12 protein-coding genes and 1 pseudogene are annotated in these 18,835 nt (G+C 70.6%); 9 read left to right on the top strand and 4 right to left on the bottom strand.

Annotated features, from left to right (window positions below; all coding sequences use genetic code 11):
- Both CCN42_RS10310 and hflX read left to right on the top strand, forming a co-directional pair.
- The coding region (locus CCN42_RS10310) for a M1 family metallopeptidase (protein WP_107427577.1) at positions 1–1,116 on the top strand (1,116 nt) is incomplete at its 5' end.
- Positions 1,117–1,305: 189 nt separating this feature from the next.
- On the top strand, positions 1,306–2,805 hold the full coding sequence (gene hflX, locus CCN42_RS10305) for a GTPase HflX (protein ID WP_086168951.1): 1,500 nt from the start codon (positions 1,306–1,308) through the stop codon (positions 2,803–2,805).
- A 120-nt stretch (positions 2,806–2,925) separates the two neighbouring features.
- Here hflX and CCN42_RS10300 read toward each other — a convergent pair whose 3' ends face one another.
- Positions 2,926–4,161 carry a trypsin-like serine peptidase gene (locus CCN42_RS10300; RefSeq protein WP_086734768.1) on the bottom strand — a complete coding sequence of 412 codons (1,236 nt, stop codon included), beginning with the start codon at positions 4,159–4,161 and terminating at the stop codon, positions 2,926–2,928.
- Positions 4,162–4,343: 182 nt separating this feature from the next.
- Positions 4,344–5,564: a trypsin-like serine peptidase gene (locus CCN42_RS10295; protein ID WP_086734766.1), complete on the bottom strand. Its 1,221-nt coding sequence runs from the start codon at positions 5,562–5,564 to the stop codon at positions 4,344–4,346.
- A gap of 425 nt (positions 5,565–5,989) precedes the next feature.
- Between CCN42_RS10295 and CCN42_RS44290 the strand changes: the two genes are divergently transcribed.
- The 4 genes from CCN42_RS44290 to CCN42_RS10270 all read left to right on the top strand — a co-directional run bounded on the left by CCN42_RS44290 (position 5,990) and on the right by CCN42_RS10270 (position 12,883).
- Positions 5,990–7,699, top strand: a complete 1,710-nt coding sequence (locus CCN42_RS44290) for an aminotransferase class III-fold pyridoxal phosphate-dependent enzyme (protein WP_245877217.1) — start codon at positions 5,990–5,992, stop codon at positions 7,697–7,699.
- Between the two features lie 255 nt (positions 7,700–7,954).
- Positions 7,955–9,919 carry an IucA/IucC family protein gene (locus CCN42_RS10280; RefSeq protein ID WP_086734765.1) on the top strand — a complete coding sequence of 655 codons (1,965 nt, stop codon included), beginning with the start codon at positions 7,955–7,957 and terminating at the stop codon, positions 9,917–9,919.
- A 48-nt stretch (positions 9,920–9,967) separates the two neighbouring features.
- Positions 9,968–10,624: a GNAT family N-acetyltransferase gene (locus CCN42_RS10275; RefSeq protein WP_422641152.1), complete on the top strand. Its 657-nt coding sequence runs from the start codon at positions 9,968–9,970 to the stop codon at positions 10,622–10,624.
- A 285-nt stretch (positions 10,625–10,909) separates the two neighbouring features.
- A complete protein-coding gene (locus CCN42_RS10270) occupies positions 10,910–12,883 on the top strand; it encodes an ATP-dependent DNA helicase (RefSeq protein ID WP_086734761.1) in 1,974 nt (657 codons plus the stop codon).
- A 178-nt stretch (positions 12,884–13,061) separates the two neighbouring features.
- Here the strand turns inward: CCN42_RS10270 and lexA are convergent, their stop codons facing one another.
- Positions 13,062–13,838: a transcriptional repressor LexA gene (lexA, locus tag CCN42_RS10265; protein WP_086734759.1), complete on the bottom strand. Its 777-nt coding sequence runs from the start codon at positions 13,836–13,838 to the stop codon at positions 13,062–13,064.
- A gap of 552 nt (positions 13,839–14,390) precedes the next feature.
- Here lexA and nrdR point away from each other — a divergent pair.
- Together nrdR and CCN42_RS10255 are read left to right on the top strand one after the other, a co-directional pair.
- Positions 14,391–14,942, top strand: a complete 552-nt coding sequence (nrdR, locus tag CCN42_RS10260; RefSeq protein WP_086734757.1) for a transcriptional regulator NrdR — start codon at positions 14,391–14,393, stop codon at positions 14,940–14,942.
- Positions 14,943–15,104: 162 nt separating this feature from the next.
- Entirely contained in the window at positions 15,105–17,996 is a 2,892-nt protein-coding gene (locus CCN42_RS10255; protein WP_086734755.1) for a vitamin B12-dependent ribonucleotide reductase, read from the top strand.
- 73 nt (positions 17,997–18,069) lie between these two features.
- On the opposite strand, the gene CCN42_RS10250 is transcribed toward CCN42_RS10255, so the two are convergent.
- A complete protein-coding gene (locus tag CCN42_RS10250; protein WP_086734752.1) occupies positions 18,070–18,603 on the bottom strand; it encodes a TerD family protein in 534 nt (177 codons plus the stop codon).
- 149 nt (positions 18,604–18,752) lie between these two features.
- On the opposite strand from CCN42_RS10250, the pseudogene CCN42_RS41245 reads away from it, so the two are divergent.
- Positions 18,753–18,835 (top strand): annotated as a pseudogene (locus tag CCN42_RS41245) (DUF4937 domain-containing protein); the annotation flags it as partial.

Here is an 18,835-nt window from a genome sequence, read left to right as displayed (position 1 = left end):
CCGCTGTCCGCCGGACAGCGGACGCGCATCGTCGTACGGCACAGCAGCGACCCGATGGCCGGGAAGGGCAGGGAGGGCGGCTGGGTGCGGACCGCGGACGGCCTCGCCATGGCGAACCAGGCCGACGCCGCGCACCTGGTGTTCCCCTGCAACGACCACCCCTCGGACAAGGCGATGTTCACCTTCCGGGTGACCACGCCGGAGGGCTACACGGCCGTCGCCAACGGCCTCCCCTCCGGCATCGAGCGAGCGGCCGCGGCGACCACCTGGACGTACCGCACCCACCACCCCATGGCCACCGAGCTGGCCCAGATCTCCATCGGCCGCTCCACGGTGGTGCACCGCACCGGTCCGCGCGGACTGCCGATCCGGGACGTCGTCCCCACCGCCCAGCGCGAGCGGCTGGAACCGTGGCTGGCCAAGACGCCCGGCCAGATCGCCTGGATGGAGCGCAGGATCGGGCCGTACCCCTTCGAGACGTACGGCGTGCTCATGGCGGACGCCTCCACCGGCTTCGAACTGGAGACACAGACGCTCTCCCTCTTCGAGACGGAGCTGTTCACCGATCCCGCGTTCCCCACGTGGTACGTCGACTCGATCATGGTGCACGAGCTGGCCCACCAGTGGTTCGGCAACAGCGTCACCCCGCGCGACTGGTCCGACCTGTGGCTGAACGAGGGACACGCCACCTGGTACGAGGCGCTGTACGCGGACGAGAAGGCCGACCGGCCCCTGGAGACCCGGATGAAGGCCGCGTACCGCGCCTCCGACCGCTGGCGCGCGGCCGGCGGACCGCCCGCCGAGCCCAAGGCCTCCGAGGCCGGCAACCGGCTCGGGATCTTCCGCCCCAACGTCTACGACGGCGCGGCCCTGGTCCTCTACGCGCTGCGCCAGGAGATCGGCCGGCCGGCCTTCGAGCGGCTGGAGCGGGTGTGGGTGACCCGCCACAAGGACGCCACGGCCGGCACGGCCGACTTCGTGCGGCTCGCCGGGAAGATCTCCGGACGCGATCTCACCGGCTTCCTCCAGGGCTGGCTGTACGGCGAGAAGACACCGCCGATGCCCGGGCACCCGGACTGGACGTCGGACGCGCCCGCCGGGGCGGCCGGGAAATAGCACAGGAGATTGGGGCGGAGGCGGCCGGGTAATAACACGGTGACGAGACGGGGCGTCCCGTGCGACCATCTTTTCCGCAGGCACGCGACGGGGCACGGGAATCTCCCGGAGCGCTCGTGCGTTGAGAGCAATGACGGACCGGCTCCGGCTCCGCCCGCACAACGGAAACCCCAACGACGTAAGGACCCAATGACCTCCTCTTCTTCCCCTTCCCAGGACACCCAGCGCAAGCGCCTTGCGCACGACTACCCCGAGGGTCTTCGGGCCGATGCCCTGATGGAAGAGGACGTCGCCTGGAGCCTCGAGATCGACGGAGAGCGGGACGGCGACCAGTTCGACCGCTCCGAGCGCGCGGCTCTGCGCCGCGTGGCGGGCCTCTCCACCGAGCTCGAGGACGTCACCGAGGTCGAGTACCGCCAGCTCCGCCTGGAGCGGGTCGTGCTCGTCGGCGTCTGGACCTCGGGGACCGTGCAGGACGCGGAGAACTCCCTCGCGGAGCTGGCGGCCCTCGCGGAGACCGCGGGCGCGCTCGTGCTCGACGGCGTGATCCAGCGCCGTGACAAGCCCGACGCGGCCACCTACATCGGCTCCGGCAAGGCCGAGGAACTGCGCGACATCGTGCTCGAGACCGGCGCGGACACCGTGATCTGCGACGGTGAGCTGAGCCCGGGCCAGCTGATCCATCTCGAAGACGTCGTCAAGGTCAAGGTCATCGACCGTACGGCCCTGATCCTGGACATCTTCGCCCAGCACGCCAAGTCCCGAGAGGGCAAGGCGCAGGTCGCCCTCGCGCAGATGCAGTACATGCTGCCGAGGCTCCGCGGCTGGGGCCAGTCGCTGTCCCGGCAGATGGGCGGCGGCAAGGGCGGCGGCCTCGCCACCCGTGGTCCCGGTGAGACCAAGATCGAGACGGACCGGCGCCGGATCCGCGAGAAGATGGCGAAGATGCGCCGGGAGATCGCGGAGATGAAGACCGGACGCGACATCAAGCGCCAGGAGCGCCGTCGCCACAAGGTGCCCTCCGTCGCGATCGCGGGCTACACCAACGCGGGCAAGTCCTCGCTGCTCAACCGCCTCACCGGCGCGGGCGTCCTGGTCGAGAACGCGCTGTTCGCGACCCTGGACCCGACCGTGCGCCGGGCCGAGACCCCGAGCGGCCGGCTGTACACGCTGGCCGACACCGTCGGCTTCGTCCGGCACCTGCCGCACCACCTGGTCGAGGCGTTCCGCTCCACGATGGAGGAGGTCGGCGACTCCGACCTGATCCTGCACGTGGTGGACGGTTCGCACCCGACGCCGGAGGAGCAGCTGGCCGCCGTGCGCGAGGTGATCCGGGACGTCGGCGCCACCGACGTGCCCGAGATCGTGGTCATCAACAAGGCCGACGCCGCGGATCCGCTGGTGCTCCAGCGGCTGATGCGGATCGAGAAGCGCTCCATCGCGGTCTCGGCCCGTACCGGCCGGGGCATCACGGAGCTGCTGGCGCTGATCGACAACGAGCTGCCGCGCCCGGCGGTCGAGATCGAGGCGCTGGTGCCGTACACGCACGGCAAGCTGGTCGCCCGTGCCCATGACGAGGGCGAGGTGATCTCCGAGGAGCACACCGCGGAGGGCACCCTGCTCAAGGTCCGGGTGCACGAGGAGCTGGCGGCCGAACTGACGCCGTACGCTCCGGCTTCGGCGGTCTGACCGGTCAGACGAGTCCGACCACTCCGGCCATCGGCCCCGGCGGACGACCGAGAACGCCCGAAGGCCCGCTCCCCGCCGCACGCGGGGGCGGGCCTTCGGCCTGTTCGGTGCCCGTCGGCGTCACCGACCGCCGTAGGTCTCGCTCATGTTCCGGTACAGCGCCCGGGCATCCTGGCCGAGCTGCGGGCCGGCCAGCCAGGTGTTGTCGGCCGGGCCGATCGACGTGTTGGAGACCAGCTTGGTCTCGCCGTCCACCACCCGGAACCAGCCGCCGCCGGACGAACCACCGGTCATGGTGCAGCCGATGCGGTACATCGTCGGCAGCGCGGGGCTCAGCGAGAGCCGGCCCGGCTGGTCCAGGCACTTGAACATCTTCAGCCCGTTGTACGGCGGTGCCGCCGGGTAGCCCCAGGCGCCCATGCTCCCGGCCTCGGCCGCGGACGGTGCGGAGAAGTCCACGTCCAGCGCGGCGCCGACGGTCTCCTCCAGGGACGTGGAGCCCTGCTCCGGCTGCACATGCAGCACGGCGTAGTCGTACGCCGCGCCCGCGCCGCCGGTCTCGGAGCCGCCCTCGATCCAGCCGTTCGAGGTAGAGGCCCAGTCCGCCCACCAGTTGCCGTAGGGGGCGATCTCGACAGGGTCGGCGTCGTTCAGCTCGGTGTCGGACTTCCCGAGGTCGTTGAAGGCCGGGACGAACACGATGTTCCGGTACCAGCCGCCGCTCTGACCCGCGTGCACGCAGTGGCCGGCCGTCCACACGAGGTTGGACTTGCCCGGGTGGTTCACGTCCTTGATGACCGTGCCCGAGCAGACCATCGAGCCCTCGGGGGAGTCGAAGAAGATCTTGCCGACCGGGGCGGCGTTGTCGTGGTACGGCGTCTTCTCGGCCGTGGCCTGGACCGGCGCGGGCTCCGGGTCGCTCACGCCCTGGCCGGCGGACGTGTCCTTGGTCGTGACCGTCTTGTCGGCCTCCTTCGCGGACTGCATCCGCTCCGGCTTCCACAGCCCCTCGATCACGGGGTTGACGAAGTCCTTGGCCTCACTGAGCCACTTGCCCTTGTCCCAGTTCTTCCAGCCGCCGTTCTTCCAGTCGTCGACGTCGATGCCGTGCTCCTCGAGCCGGCCCGCGATGCCGGACGGTATGCCGATCTTGCCCTCACCGGCGTTGTCACCAGCGCTGTCACCGGCGCCGTCGGCACCCTGGGAGGCGGTGGCGCCCGCCTGGTCGGCCGCCCGCTGCTCGTCGGAGCCGTTGCAGGCGGTCGCGGTGAGTGCCAGAGCGGCGACCAGGCCGGTGGCGGCGAGAACGGTACGCCGGCGCCGCTGCGGTGTTGCGGGCGTGCGTATGGAACGCATGGTGCGATGACCCCCGTAGAAACGCGTGAATGTCATGTGCTTGTCATGTCGAGCGGGGGAGTCCGCGGAGGGACTCGATCCCGCATGCGACACCCCACCATGCCCGTGGGGTTGGGAGCGAACGGCGGCGGGACCGCGTGAAGGTTTCCGCAGGTACCCGCCGCCATTTTCCTATCCGGCCGTCACTGGCCGGCGAACTTGCCGCTCACCTCGTCGAACACGGCCTTGGCCTCCTTGCCCAGCCGCGGGCCCGCCAGCCAGCCCGCGGTGATCGGGCCGATCGAGGTGTTGGACACCAGCGCCGGCTTGCCGTCCGAGCCCGTCGCGACCCAGCCGCCACCGGACGAACCGCCGGTCATGGTGCAGCCGATGCGGTACATCGTCGGGTCCGCGGCCTGGATCGACAGCCGGCCCGGCTTGTCCTCGCACCGGTACAGCGTCTGGCCGTCGTACGGCGGCGCCGCCGGATAACCGATCGCCGTCATGTTCTCGATCTTCGACACCGCCGGGGCGTTGAAGTCCACGGGCAGTGCCGAACCGACCATCTCCTCCAGCGACCTGCCGCCGCTGCCCTCCTCAGGCGTCACATGGATGACGGCGAAGTCGTACGGGGCGCCGTCACCGCCGGTCGCACCGCCCTGCTCGATCCACTGGTCGGAGGTCTGCACCCAGTCACCCCACCAGACGCCGTACGGGGCGACCTCTTCCTTGGTGGCGTCCTGCAGTTCCGCGGCCGACTTGCCGGCGTCGTTGTACGACGGCACGAACGCGATGTTGCGGTACCAGCCACCGCTCTTGCCCGCGTGCACACAGTGCCCCGCGGTCCACACCAGGTTCGACTTGCCGGGGTTCGCGGGGTCCTTCACGACCGTCGCCGAGCAGACCATCGTGCCCTCGGGGGAGTCGAAGAACACCTTGCCCGCCTCGGGCGCGTTGGCGTGGTACGAGGCCGGCACGGCCTCCGCCTGCACCGGAGCCGGCTCCGGGTCGGTCACGCCCTGGTCACCGGAGATGTCGCTCTCGTCGACCTCCTGGTCCGGCTCCTCTGCCTCCCGCATCCGGTCCGGGTCCCACAGGTCCTCGATGATCGGGTTGACGAAGTCCTCGGCCTCGCGCAGCCAGTCGTCCTTGTCCCAGTTCTTCCAGGCGCCGTCCCGCCACTTGTCGATGTCGATCCCGTGTTCCTTGAGACGGTCCTTCAGGTCGTCCGGGATCTGGATCTTGCCGTCCCCCGCCGCCGCGGAGGCCGTCGCCTCGCCGCCCGCCTCGGCATCGCCCGACTCGCAGGCGGTGGCGGTGAGCGTGAGCACCGAGGCCAAGGCCACCGCGGTCAGCACGGGGGAGGTTCTGCGACGCCCGCTCCTCTCCCTGCGAGCGGTGAACGACGGCCGTATGGATCGCATGGTGTTACTCCCCCTGAGGTGGACTGACTTGGCGCAGCGGCCGCGACTCGGACCCGAGCCCAAACGGAACTCGGTCTGCTCGCACGGCCTTCCGGGAATGGCACCCCACACTATGCGCTCGCTGTGGGGGACTTCCGATGGAACGGCAACGGTTCCGTCACGGCAAGGATCTTGAAGCAACCCGTAACCCGGTGCCTAGAGCGGGGTTGGTAGCGGTGGGGTCTGCGTGCTCGGACGCAGGCGGACGGGGCGGGCGAACAGGCGGAGCCGGTGGCGGAGACAGAGCCCCCGGGCCGGGGTGTGGACTCCGGGCCCGGGCGGATGTGGGTCGGTGTTGAGCAGGCGGCGCGGTGGGCGAGGGACGGACGGGCCGGAGCGAGCGGTCAACTCCTCGGCGGACGGCGAAAGGACGAGGAGCCGTGGCCATGACTGAGGAGATTCCCCGACGCCCACCGGCGAGGGAACCGGCGGCGCGCACCTATCCGCACGCTCTGCCCGTCGTACCCGTGCGAGCCCGCGGGCTGACCGTCGAAGGTGCCGACGGGCGCCGCTATCTGGACTGTCTCTCCGGCGCGGGCACCCTCGCCCTCGGCCACAACCACCCGGTCGTCCTGGAGGCGATCCGCAAGGTCCTCGACTCCGGCGCACCACTGAACGTGCCCGATCTCACCACCCCCGTCGAGGCAGCCTTCGTCACCGAACTGCGGCGTACCCTGCCGTCCGGGCTCGCCGACCGCGCCCGCGTACGGTTCTGCGGACCGGCCGGCACCGACGCGGTGACCACCGCCTGCGCGCTGGTGCGGGCCGCCACCGGCCGCACCGGGATCCTCGGCTTCGCCGGCGGCGAGCACGGCACCGGATCCCGAGCGCAGCCCCTTGCCGCTCTCGGCCTCACCAGCCGTCCGCTGCCCTACCCGCAGGACTACCGCTGCCTCTTCGGACTCGGCGGCCCCCACGGAGCCGAACTCGCCGCTCGCTGGACGGAGGCGGTGCTGGACGGCGCGGACACAGCGGTGCCGTGCTGTCGGCCGTCCAAGGCTCACGGCGCTCCGGGAACCTCTGCGGTCGACGCCGCACCGGAGACCCCCTGGCCCCCCGCGTCGTTCGACACCGATGCCCTCCCCGAACCGCCGGGGGTTCCGGCCGTCCCTGATCTTCCCGGTCTGTCCGGCGCCGGGCCCGCCACCGCGCCTGCCGGGATGATCCTCGAACCCGTGCAGGGTGAGGGGGTGATCCCCGCGCCCGACGAGTGGCTGCGCCGCATGCGGCAGATCACGGCGGCTCGGTCCGTGCCGCTGATCGTCGACGAGTCGCACACCGGCGTGGGCCGCACCGGAGCTTTCTGGGCCGTCGAGCACAGTGGGGTCACGCCCGACGTGATGATCCTGTCCAAGGCCATCGGCGGCAGCCTCCCGCTGGCCGTCGTCGTCCACCGTGACGACCTCCTGGACTCCGGGGAACCGGCTCACCACGCCGGCCCGTTCCGCGGAAACCAGCTGGCCATGGCCGCCGGTGCCGCCACCCTCGCCCACGTCAGGCACCACCGTCTCGCCGAACGGGCCGACGCTCTCGGCTCCCGGATCCTCTCCCAGCTGCGGGAACTCACCCGGAACCTCACCTGCGTCGGAGAGGTGCGCGGCCGGGGACTGATGATCGGGGTCGAGCTGGTGGGCCCCGAGGTGGACGCCGGTCCGGTCGCGGGTGAGGCCCGGTGCGCGCCGAGGGAGGGGAGCGGCGCGGCGGCCGGTGTTCCCCTGCCGCACAGCCCAGGCGGAGGCGTCACACGGCCGACGGCCGGCCCGTACCCCGCGCGGCCTCCACGCCCGCCCGCGCCCCACCTCGCCACGGCGGTCCAGCGCGAGTGCCTGCGCCGGGGCTTGATCGTCGGACTCGGTGGCGGTGACCGGGGAGGTCCCAGCGGCGGTGAACGGAGTGTCGTACGGCTGCTGCCACCGCTGACGATCAGCGACGAGCAGGCCGCCGCGATGCTCGACCGGCTGGCCGACGCGCTGGCAGCGGTGGCCCGAGACCACTCCCGTGGTCACATCCCCCACGGCCGGCACCGCCCGGACCGGCCGCACCGCCAGGGCGAGCGGCAGCACGAGTCCGGTGAGCCGGCAGAACCGGCGCGGTAGCGAGGCAGCCCTTGCGTACGCGCCCTTCCCGCCCGGCGGACGTACCGCTCCCCGGCTCGTCCTGCCGCCCGTCTTCTCTACCTCCCCGGAGCCCGTCGATGCCCCCACCCATGCCGCCACCGATGTCCGTGCCGCCACGCCGATTACCTCCCGTCGGTCCGCTCACCGCCCAGGGCCGGACCGTCCGTCCCTGGCCTCTTCGCCGTACCGCTCGGCACGCCCCCCACGCGCCAGAACACCCTCCAAGGAACCGCCTTGCACACCACCCCCATCACCGATGGCCGCACCCGCTCCCACCCATCAGAGCCGGGCCTGCCCGGGACACGGCCCCCTTCCGAGTCGGCCACGGAAGTGGTCCCCGGTCACCAGGGGGGCTCGGGTCACCCCGACCGGCTCCGGCCGGGCGCCGCCCACGACTTGCTTCAGCACCCGGACCCCCGTATCGCCGCCGAGTCCGCGGCCGTGGAGAACCTGCTGCGCTGCTGGGTCCGCGAGGCGGACATCACCGTCCCCGCCCACGGCACCCTCCGTATCCCCCTCCCCGCCAGCGCCACCGCACTGCTGACCCCGGTGCACTACTCGTCCGCCACCGGCTGGCACCGCTTCGGACTGCCGTATCTGGCCGGCGCCCCTCACCTGTGCCCGCCGCTCGACGCGGTGACCGTTGCCGCCCTGCTCGCCCGAGAGAGGGCCGGGAATTTCCATGCGCACCGCGTACCTTCGGCTGGGACGCCCGAGCCGAACGACCTGCCTCTGGACCTCGGTCCCAGCCAAGGTCCCGAACTCGTCGGCCGCGTCGCGGACTCGGTCCGCCGGGTCACCTCCTTCCTCCACGAACGCCGAAGCGTCGTCGCGGACACTTCCGACCTCTTCCTCGCCGCCGAACAGGCACTGCTGCTCGGGCACCCTCTGCATCCGACCCCGAAGAGCCGTGAAGGCATCACCGAAGCCGAAGCACGGCCCTACTCACCCGAACTGCGCGGCTCCTTCCCACTCCACTGGCTCGCTGTCGCTCCCTCCCTGCTCGCCACCGACTCCGCCTGGACCGAGCGCGGCAGACCCGTCCCCGCGCCCCGCCTCACCGCGCGCCTGGCCGGGCCGGACCTGGCGCTGCCCGAGGGGCACGCCGCCCTGCCGCTGCACCCCTGGCAGTTCCGCGAGATCCGGCACAGTCCCGAGATCGCGTCGCTCCTCGACGCCGGGCTGCTCCGGGACCTGGGCACACACGGCGCCCCCTGGCACCCCACCTCCTCCGTCCGCACCGTCTACCGGTCCGAAGCCCCGGCCATGCTCAAGCTCTCCCTGGGCCTGCGCATCACCAACTCCCGTCGCGAGAACCTCCGCAAGGAACTTCACCGAGGAGCGGAGGTGCACCGCCTGCTCCGCTTCGGGCTGTCCCAGCAGTGGCGTGCCGCGCACCCGTGCTTCGACATCGTCCGCGATCCGGCCTGGCTCGCCGTCGACGGACCCGAGGGCAGCCCCGTGACCGGGCTGGACGTGATGATCCGGCACAACCCGTTCGCCCCTGCCGACGACGTGTCCTGCGTCGCGGGGCTCGTGACGCCCCAAGCACCGGTGCGGGCACCGGCAACCCAGCCGGTCCACTCCCGGCTGGCCCAGCTGGTCGGACGACTCGCCACACTGACCGGCCGGCCGGGCGCGGCCGTCGCCGCCGAGTGGTTCCTGCGCTACCTCGAACGGGTCGTCCGTCCCGTGCTGTGGCTGGACGGCGAGGCGGGAGTCGCCCTGGAGGCCCACCAGCAGAACACCTTGCTCCTGCTGGACGGCCATGGCTGGCCCGCGGGCGGCCGCTACCGCGACAACCAGGGCTACTACTTCCGTGAGTCCCGCCGAGCGGAACTCGATGCCCGCCTGCCCGGAATCGGTGAGCACAGCGACACATTCGTGTCGGACGACATCGCGGACGAACGCTTCGCCTACTACCTGGCGATCAACAACGTGTTCGGTCTCATCGGCGCCTTCGGATCCCAACGCCTCGTCGACGAGCAGCTGTTGCTCGCCGCGTTCCGCCGCTTCCTCGGCGATGCCGCCTCCGGAGCTGCCCGCATGCGCAGTTCCCTGCCCGCCCGGCTGCTCGACTCACCCGTCCTGCGCTGCAAGGCCAACCTCCTCACGCGGCTGCACGGCCTGGACGAACTCGTCGGCCCGGTCGACACCCAGTCCGTCTACGTCACCATCGCCAACCCCCTCCATCTCTGAATTCCCGCCCGTCACCGCCACGCCCCGCATCCCGAGAGGAGCCTCGCCCTGTCCGCCACCGAAGCGCGTGCCGACATCGAGGACACGCTGGATCCACGCCTGCCACCCGAGCCGGCCATGAGGTTCGCGGAGGACGATCCGCTCGACCACGTAGCCGAGTGGGGCCCCACTGCCACGCCCGTCGGCACCTTTCAACTCGTCCCCGTGCAGATCGAGCGGGACCTCGCGCTCATCAGCGGCTGGATGAACGACCCCGCCGTGGCCGCGTACTGGCATCTGGCGGGCCCGCCGGTGGTGACCGCACTTCACTTGCGGACCCAGCTCGCCGGCGACGGGAGAAGTGCCCCGTGCCTCGGTGTCCTGGACGGCACACCGATCGGCTACTGGGAGATCTACCGGGCCGACCTCGACCCGCTCGCCCGGCACTATCCCGCCCGGCCTCATGACACCGGGATCCACCTCCTCATCGGCCAGCCCGCCGACCGGGGGCGAGGGCTCGGCAGTGCCCTCCTCGAAGCCATCGCCCAGCTCATCCTCGACCGGCGCTCCGCCTGCGCCCGTGTCGTCGCCGAACCCGACATTCGCAACACACCCTCCCTGTCCGCATTCCTGCGCGCGGGCTTCCGCGTCTCCGGTGAGGTGGAGCTGCCCGGCAAGCGGGCCGCCCTCATGGTCCGGGAGCGGGTCCGGCGCGATGCGCCGTAGCGCGGTGGTGCCTGGTGGCACCGTGCGACGACGTCGTCACTTCTGGTACACCGCTCGCGGCGACTTGGTTCCCACCGGATTCGAGCGCAGCGGATGCGCACCCCGTCCGATCGGATTCGCCACCCGCACGGTCCGAAGCCCACGCCAACCGATCACCAGCGATATGAGCCGGTCCCCATCGATGCCTATCGATCGCCACCCCACGGACCCTGAGGTCTTGATCCAGTCCCCCGCCCCGGGCGCGACCCCCCGTTTGTCAGTGCTGGGTCGTAGGGTGGTCGCGCTATGACGAAGCCCTCACTCCCCGAACTCCTGCATGCCGCCGTCACCGCTGTCGGCGGCATGGAGCGCCCCGGCCAGGTGGCCATGGCCGAAGCCGTCGAGGCCGCCATCGACGACGGCTCCCATCTGCTCGTCCAGGCCGGCACCGGCACCGGAAAGTCGCTCGGCTATCTCGTGCCGGCGCTCGCCCACGGGGAGCGAGTGGTCGTGGCCACCGCCACGCTGGCCCTCCAGCGCCAGCTGGTGGAGCGGGACCTGCCGCGCACGGTCGACGCGCTGCACCCGCTGCTGCGCCGCCGCCCGGAGTTCGCGATGCTGAAGGGCCGGTCGAACTACCTCTGCCTGCACCGCCTCCACGAGGGCGTCCCGCAGGACGAGGAGGAGGGTCTGTTCGACCAGTTCGAGGCGGCCGCACCCACCAGCAAGCTCGGTCAGGACCTGCTGCGCGTGCGGGACTGGGCCGACGAGACCGAGACCGGGGACCGCGACGACCTGACGCCCGGCATCTCCGACCGCGCCTGGTCCCAGGTGTCGGTGTCGTCCAGGGAGTGCCTGGGGGCGACGAAGTGCGCGTACGGCGCCGAGTGCTTCGCCGAGATGGCCCGTGAGCGGGCCAAGCTCGCCGAGGTGATCGTGACCAATCACGCCCTGCTCGCGATCGACGCGATCGAGGGCGCGCCGGTCCTGCCGCAGCACGAGGTGCTGATCGTCGACGAGGCGCATGAGCTGGTCTCGCGGGTCACCGGCGTCGCCACCGGCGAGCTGACCCCCGGCCAGGTGAACCGCGCGGTGCGCCGCGCCGCGAAGCTGGTCAACGAGAAGGCCGCCGACCAGCTCCAGACCGCCGCGGAGGGCTTCGAGCGGCTGATGGAGCTGGCTCTGCCAGGCCGTCTGGAGGAGATCCCGGAAGACCTGGGCTATGCCCTGATGGCGCTGCGGGACGCCTGCCGCACCGTGATCTCCGCGATCGGCGCGACCCGCGACAAGTCCGTCCAGGACGAGGACGCGGTCCGCAAGCAGGCGCTGGCCTCCGTGGAGACGGTGCACGACGTGGCGGAGCGGATCACCAACGGCGCCGAGTGGGACGTCGTCTGGTACGAACGCCACGACCGCTTCGGCGCCTCCCTGCGCGTCGCTCCCATGTCCGTCTCGGGCCTGCTGCGCGAGAAGCTGTTCGCGGACCGGTCCGTGATCCTCACCTCGGCGACCTTGAAGCTGGGCGGCGACTTCAACGGCGTCGGCGCGTCTTTGGGGCTCGGCCCGGAGGGAATGGAGGGCGACGATCTTCCCCAGTGGAAGGGCGTCGACGTCGGTTCGCCGTTCGACTACCCCAGGCAGGGCATCCTCTATGTCGCCAAGCACCTGGCGCGCCCCGCGCGGGACGGCGACCGCGCGGACATGCTGGACGAGCTGACGGAGCTGATCCAGGCGGCCGGCGGCCGGACCCTGGGCCTGTTCTCCTCCATGCGTGCCGCCCAGCTCGCCGCGGAGGAGCTGCGCTCGCGCATTCCGGAGTTCCCGATCCTCCTCCAGGGCGAAGAGACCCTGGGTGAGCTGATCAAGAACTTCGCCGCCGATCCCCAGACCTGTCTGTTCGGCACGCTCTCCCTCTGGCAGGGCGTCGACGTGCCGGGCCCCAGCTGTCAGCTCGTCGTCATGGACAAGATCCCGTTCCCGCGCCCCGACGACCCGTTGATGAGCGCCCGGCAGAAGGCGGTCGAGGAGGCCGGCGGCAACGGCTTCATGGCCGTCGCCGCCACCCACGCGGCGCTGCTCATGGCCCAGGGCGCCGGACGCCTCGTCCGTGCGACAGGCGACCGGGGCGTGGTCGCCGTGCTGGACCAGCGGCTGGCGACGGCGCGTTACGGCAGCTATCTGAAGGCGTCACTGCCCGATTTCTGGTACACCACGGACCGTAATCAGGTCCGGAAGTCGCTCGCGGCGATCGACGCGGCAGCGAAGCAGGCGGAAGCGTAGTGACTGTGGGGGCTGTCCGAAGAGTCGGACAGCCCCCACGGTGATCAGGACGCAGCGGCCGCCGCCACCGAGGCATCGGCCGTCACATGGGACAGCACAGGGCCCCGGAACCGGCGCAGGGGTCCCGGGGCCCGGTCAGAGGGGCGGCCGACTGCTGGCAGCGCGCCCGTCGTGGCCGTCATACGCGTCGCAGGACGGCCACCACCTTGCCCAGGATGGTCGCGTCGTCACCCGGGATGGGCTCGTACGCGGCATTGTGCGGGAGAAGCCAGACGTGGCCGTCCTCACGCTTGAAGCGCTTCACGGTGGCCTCGCCGTCGAGCATCGCGGCCACGATGTCGCCGTTCTCGGCGACCGGCTGGCGGCGGACGGTGACCCAGTCGCCGTCGCAGATCGCGGCCTCGATCATGGAGTCGCCGACGACCTTCAGGACGAACAGCTCTCCGTCACCGACCAGCTGCCGGGGCAGCGGGAAGACGTCCTCGACGGACTCCTCGGCGAGGATGGGGCCACCGGCGGCGATCCGGCCGACCAGCGGCACGTACGACGCGGCGGGCTTGCCGGTGGTGTCGGTGGGGGTCACCGAGGCGGCCTGGTCGGAGCCGCGGACCTCGTAGGCGCGCGGGCGGTGCGGGTCGCGGCGCAGGAAGCCCTTGCGCTCCAGTGCCATCAGCTGGTGTGCGACCGAGGAGGTGCTGGACAGGCCGACCGCCTGGCCGATCTCCCGCATCGATGGCGGGTAGCCGCGCCGCTGGACGGAGTCCCTGATGACCTCGATCACACGGCGCTGGCGATCGGTGAGCCCCGAGCTGTCCGCCCGGATGCCTGGAGGTCGGCCCGGCAGGGAGCGCTTGTGCCCCTCGGGATTCGTGGCTTCGTTCATCGCATGCACCGGCTCGAGTCGGCCCTGGGAGCGGTCCTGGGCAGTGATGGCACTGTCTGCGGTGGTGGTCACGTCGGCCCCTCTCGATGGTCTCCCTGCTGCACAACGGTAGTTGCTTTCGAAAGGTTGCGCCAAACACACGTTCGAGTGAAAATTCGCGATTCGGCTGTCGCGATCTTGTGTCCGGGTGTATGGCTGACGCGGTGCCGCGCGGGCAAATGTGCCCATTGTTGTACTCTTCACCGCCGGGGAAGCGCCCTTGTGGGGTGGGCCCCAGTCTGCCATCCGGCGCCCCGTCGACCGGGCACCGGCCCCCGTTCGCGCAGGAGTGCCACGGCTTCTCCGTGTGACGGCCACGCTATCTCCCCATACGCCGGCACGGCGCCGCCGTCCGTGCGCCATCGCTTGCACGGCCGTGCGCGGACGGGGCCGCCACCGACACGCGACTTGGGCTGCATGTACGGGCCAATCCCCACATCTAGTGGTTGGATGACGACGGCAGCCCAGAAGTTGTGGTCCCCCGGGTCATCGACCCCGCAGCGATCGCCTATGCTTGGGGCTGCTTCGAGGGGCCCGTGAGGCCTCCGAGGTCATTGAGTCTGCTGTGAGGAGGGTTGGAGTTCCATGCACTGCCCCTTCTGCAGGCACCCCGACAGCCGCGTCGTCGACAGTCGTACGACCGACGACGGCACGTCGATCCGCAGACGCCGCCAGTGTCCCGACTGCTCCCGTCGTTTCACGACCGTGGAGACGTGCTCACTCATGGTGGTCAAGCGGTCCGGAGTCACCGAGCCTTTCAGCCGTGCCAAGGTCATCAACGGTGTGCGCAAGGCATGCCAGGGGCGGCCTGTCACCGAGGACGCGCTCGCCCAGCTCGGCCAGCGGGTCGAGGAGGCGGTGCGGGCCACCGGGAGTGCCGAGCTGACCACTCACGATGTGGGGCTGGCCATACTCGGCCCGCTGCAGGAGCTGGACCTCGTCGCGTACCTGCGCTTCGCGTCCGTGTACCGGGCGTTCGACTCGCTGGAGGACTTCGAAGCGGCGATCGCTGAACTCAGGGAACAGACGGGCGGCCCCGCCGCGGGCGACGGAGACGCGGGCGCGGGGAGCCAGGAAGACGACCGCGGGTCGGGAGAGGCCGTATCGGTCCCCGAGCCCGCGAGTGCCGCCGACTGACCGAGGGGCCGGCCGGACATCACGTCCGGAACCGGCCGGTCGGCGGCGATCGAACACCTGTTGCGGGTGGCAGCGAGAGGGTGCCCGCAACACCAGACAGAACACCGTGCTTCGGGAACATCGGGGCACTTCAGGGCGTTTTCGCCCGTACAGGGAGGCGGCATGACAGAGACGGCGAGCGGTCCGGCACGAGGTTCCCGAGCGAAGGGCGCCAAGGCGACCAAGGGACTGCGTATCGAGCGCATCCACACCACCCCCGGCGTGCACCCGTACGACGAGGTGACCTGGGAGCGCCGTGACGTCGTCATGACCAACTGGCGCGACGGCTCGGTCAACTTCGAGCAGCGTGGCGTCGAGTTCCCCGACTTCTGGTCGGTGAACGCGGTCAACATCGTCACCAGCAAGTACTTCCGCGGTGCCGTCGGCACCCCGCAGCGCGAGACCAGCCTGAGGCAGCTGATCGACCGCATCGTGAAGACGTACCGGAAGGCCGGTGAGGACTACAAGTACTTCTCCTCGCCCGCCGACGCCGAGATCTTCGAGCACGAGCTGGCGTACGCGCTCCTGCACCAGATCTTCAGCTTCAACAGCCCGGTCTGGTTCAACGTCGGCACCCCGCAGCCCCAGCAGGTCTCCGCCTGTTTCATCCTGTCCGTCGACGACTCCATGGAGTCGATCCTCGACTGGTACAAGGAAGAGGGCATGATCTTCAAGGGCGGCTCCGGCGCCGGCCTGAACCTGTCCCGCATCCGCTCCTCCAAGGAGCTGCTCTCCTCCGGCGGCAACGCCTCCGGCCCCGTCTCCTTCATGCGCGGCGCCGACGCCTCCGCCGGAACGATCAAGTCCGGTGGTGCCACCCGCCGCGCGGCCAAGATGGTCATCCTCGACGTCGACCACCCCGACATCGAGGACTTCATCGAGACCAAGGTCAAGGAAGAGGAGAAGATCCGCGCCCTGCGCGACGCGGGCTTCGACATGGACCTGGGCGGCGACGACATCACGTCCGTCCAGTACCAGAACGCCAACAACTCGGTCCGCGTGAACGACGAGTTCATGAAGGCGGTCGAGGAGGGCGGCAAGTTCGGCCTGCGTGCCCGTATGACCGGCGAGGTCATCGAGGAGGTCGACGCCAAGGTTCTCTTCCGCAAGATGGCCGAGGCGGCCTGGGCCTGCGCCGACCCGGGCATCCAGTACGACGACACGATCAACCACTGGCACACCTGCCCGGAGTCCGGCCGCATCAACGGCTCGAACCCCTGCAGCGAGTACATGCACCTGGACAACACGTCCTGCAACCTGGCCTCGCTGAACCTGATGAAGTTCCTGAAGGACGACGGCAAGGGCAACCAGTCCTTCGACGCCGACCGCTTCGCCAAGGTCGTCGAGCTGGTCATCACCGCGATGGACATCTCCATCTGCTTCGCGGACTTCCCGACCGAGAAGATCGGCGAGAACACCCGCGCGTTCCGCCAGCTCGGCATCGGCTACGCCAACCTCGGCGCCCTGCTGATGGCCACCGGTCACGCGTACGACTCCGACGGCGGCCGCGCCCTCGCCGGTGCCGTCACCTCCCTGATGACCGGTACGGCCTACCGCCGCTCCGCGGAGCTCGCCGCGGTCGTCGGCTCGTACGACGGTTACGCCCGCAACGCCGACGCGCACAACCGCGTCATGAAGCAGCACGCCGACGCCAACGACAAGGCCGTCCGCATGGACGACCTGGACACGCCGATCTGGGCCGCCGCCACGGAGGCCTGGAACGACGTGCTCCGCCTCGGCGAGAAGAACGGTTTCCGTAACTCCCAGGCGTCCGTGATCGCCCCGACCGGCACCATCGGTCTGGCCATGTCCTGCGACACCACCGGCCTCGAGCCCGACCTCGCCCTGGTCAAGTTCAAGAAGCTGGTCGGCGGCGGCTCGATGCAGATCGTCAACGGCACCGTCCCGCAGGCCCTGCGCCGCCTGGGCTACCAGGAGGAGCAGATCGAGGCGATCGTCGCCCACATCGCCGAGCACGGCAATGTGATCGACGCCCCCGGCCTCAAGCAGGAGCACTACGAGGTGTTCGACTGCGCCATGGGCGAGCGCGCCATCTCCCCGATGGGCCACGTCCGCATGATGGCCGCGATCCAGCCGTGGATCTCCGGCGCCCTGTCCAAGACGGTCAACATGCCGGAGACGGCGACCGTCGAGGAGGTCGAGGAGATCTACTTCGAGGCCTGGAAGATGGGCATCAAGGCCCTCGCCATCTACCGCGACAACTGCAAGGTCGGCCAGCCGCTGTCGGCCAAGAAGAAGGACGACGACAAGAAGCCCGAGGTGAAGGCCGAGGAGGCCCCCGCCAAGGTCGAGAAGGTCGTCGAGTACCGCCCGGTCCGCAAGCGCCTCCCGAAGGGACGTCCCGGCATCACCACGTCCTTCACCGTCGGCGGCGCCGAGGGCTACATGACCGCCAACTCCTACCCGGACGACGGTCTCGGCGAGGTCTTCCTGAAGATGTCCAAGCAGGGCTCGACCCTCGCGGGCATGATGGACGCCTTCTCCATCGCGGTCTCCGTCGGCCTCCAGTACGGCGTGCCGCTGGAGACGTACGTCTCGAAGTTCACGAACATGCGCTTCGAGCCGGCCGGTATGACGGACGACCCGGACGTGCGGATGGCGCAGTCGATCGTCGACTACATCTTCCGCCGCCTGGCGCTCGACTTCCTGCCCTTCGAGACCCGCTCCGCGCTCGGCATCCACTCCGCCGAGGAGCGTCAGCGGCACCTGGAGACCGGCTCCTACGAGCCGCTGGACGACGAGGACGTCGACGTCGAGGGCCTGGCCCAGTCGGCGCCGCGCGCCCAGGAGCTCAAGGCCGTCGCCGCCCCGAAGGCCGAGACCGAGGCGGCCAAGCCCGCCCCGAAGCAGGCCCACACCAGCGCCGAACTGGTGGAGATGCAGCTGGGCATCCAGGCCGACGCCCCGCTCTGCTTCTCCTGCGGCACGAAGATGCAGCGGGCCGGCTCCTGCTACATCTGCGAGGGCTGCGGCTCGACCAGCGGTTGCAGCTGATCGCTGAGCTGTGAGTGAGGGGCGCCGGCGTCGAGCCGGCGCCCCTCCTGTCGTCTGCGGGACAGAGCGCGGGTCAGGGCCTGCGCAGGGTTCCCATGGCGCGCGCGAAGTGCGTGGGGTCGTCCTCGAAGCCGATCAGCCCCGGGTGGAACTCCCACGCTCCCGCTTCGTCGCGCCGGAACTCGGCGACCGTCGCCGCGGTCGCCCCGAGGACCCCGCCGAAGTCGTCCTGGGCGAGATCGGTGTAGCCCTCGCGGATGCGCAGAGCCGGGTTGACCACGCTGACGAAGGTGCGTCGCGCGGGCCGCTGCTGGATCGCGACACCGACCACCACGCGCGCGTAGCGCGCATCGAGCCGGTTCAGCTCCACGGTCAGCACCTCGTCCCAGCCGAAGCCCTTGCCGTCCTTGCTGTCCCGGTTGAGATAGATGGTGCCGTCGGGGGAGCGGCTGTCGAAGTGCACCACATACGCGGGATCGCCGTACGGCTCGCTCGCCGGATAGGTGGCGGCCACTATGTCGAGATCGGTGGGTGGCTGCCCCGCTGGACTTGGGTCCCACTTGAGCGCGATCTCGACCTTGCCGATCCCCTTGCTGATGCCGTTCACGAACGTCCCCCTTCCCCGAGTGCCCGCAGCCCGAACTGCCGGGCGGTCAAAGCCGGTTGCCCATCCTGCCACGCGCGCCGGGGCGCTCGCGCGTGTCCTGTCCGCCGGAGCGTGACCCTCGCCACGTTCCGGGGCCTTACCATGGCGCGGTGCTGGTCAAGTGGATTCGCTGCACCGTGGTGGACCGTCGGGGGTTCGAGCGGGGGCAGCGAAAGTGGGCGGGGCTGCTGGG

The organism is Streptomyces glaucescens (assembly GCF_002154375.1).
GTDB classification, from domain to species: Bacteria; Actinomycetota; Actinomycetes; order Streptomycetales; family Streptomycetaceae; genus Streptomyces; species Streptomyces glaucescens.
This window is presented reverse-complemented; position numbering and strand designations above follow the sequence as displayed.

Bases quoted from the DNA above. Each gene is read 5' to 3' on its own strand.
- hflX (WP_086168951.1), top strand. From the start codon at position 1,306: ATGACCTCCTCTTCTTCCCCTTCCCAGGACACCCAGCGCAAGCGCCTT.
- CCN42_RS10300 (WP_086734768.1), bottom strand. From the start codon at position 4,161: ATGCGTTCCATACGCACGCCCGCAACACCGCAGCGGCGCCGGCGTACC.
- CCN42_RS10295 (WP_086734766.1), bottom strand. From the start codon at position 5,564: ATGCGATCCATACGGCCGTCGTTCACCGCTCGCAGGGAGAGGAGCGGG.
- CCN42_RS44290 (WP_245877217.1), top strand. From the start codon at position 5,990: ATGACTGAGGAGATTCCCCGACGCCCACCGGCGAGGGAACCGGCGGCG.
- CCN42_RS10270 (WP_086734761.1), top strand. From the start codon at position 10,910: ATGACGAAGCCCTCACTCCCCGAACTCCTGCATGCCGCCGTCACCGCT.
- nrdR (WP_086734757.1), top strand. From the start codon at position 14,391: ATGCACTGCCCCTTCTGCAGGCACCCCGACAGCCGCGTCGTCGACAGT.
- CCN42_RS10255 (WP_086734755.1), top strand. From the start codon at position 15,105: ATGACAGAGACGGCGAGCGGTCCGGCACGAGGTTCCCGAGCGAAGGGC.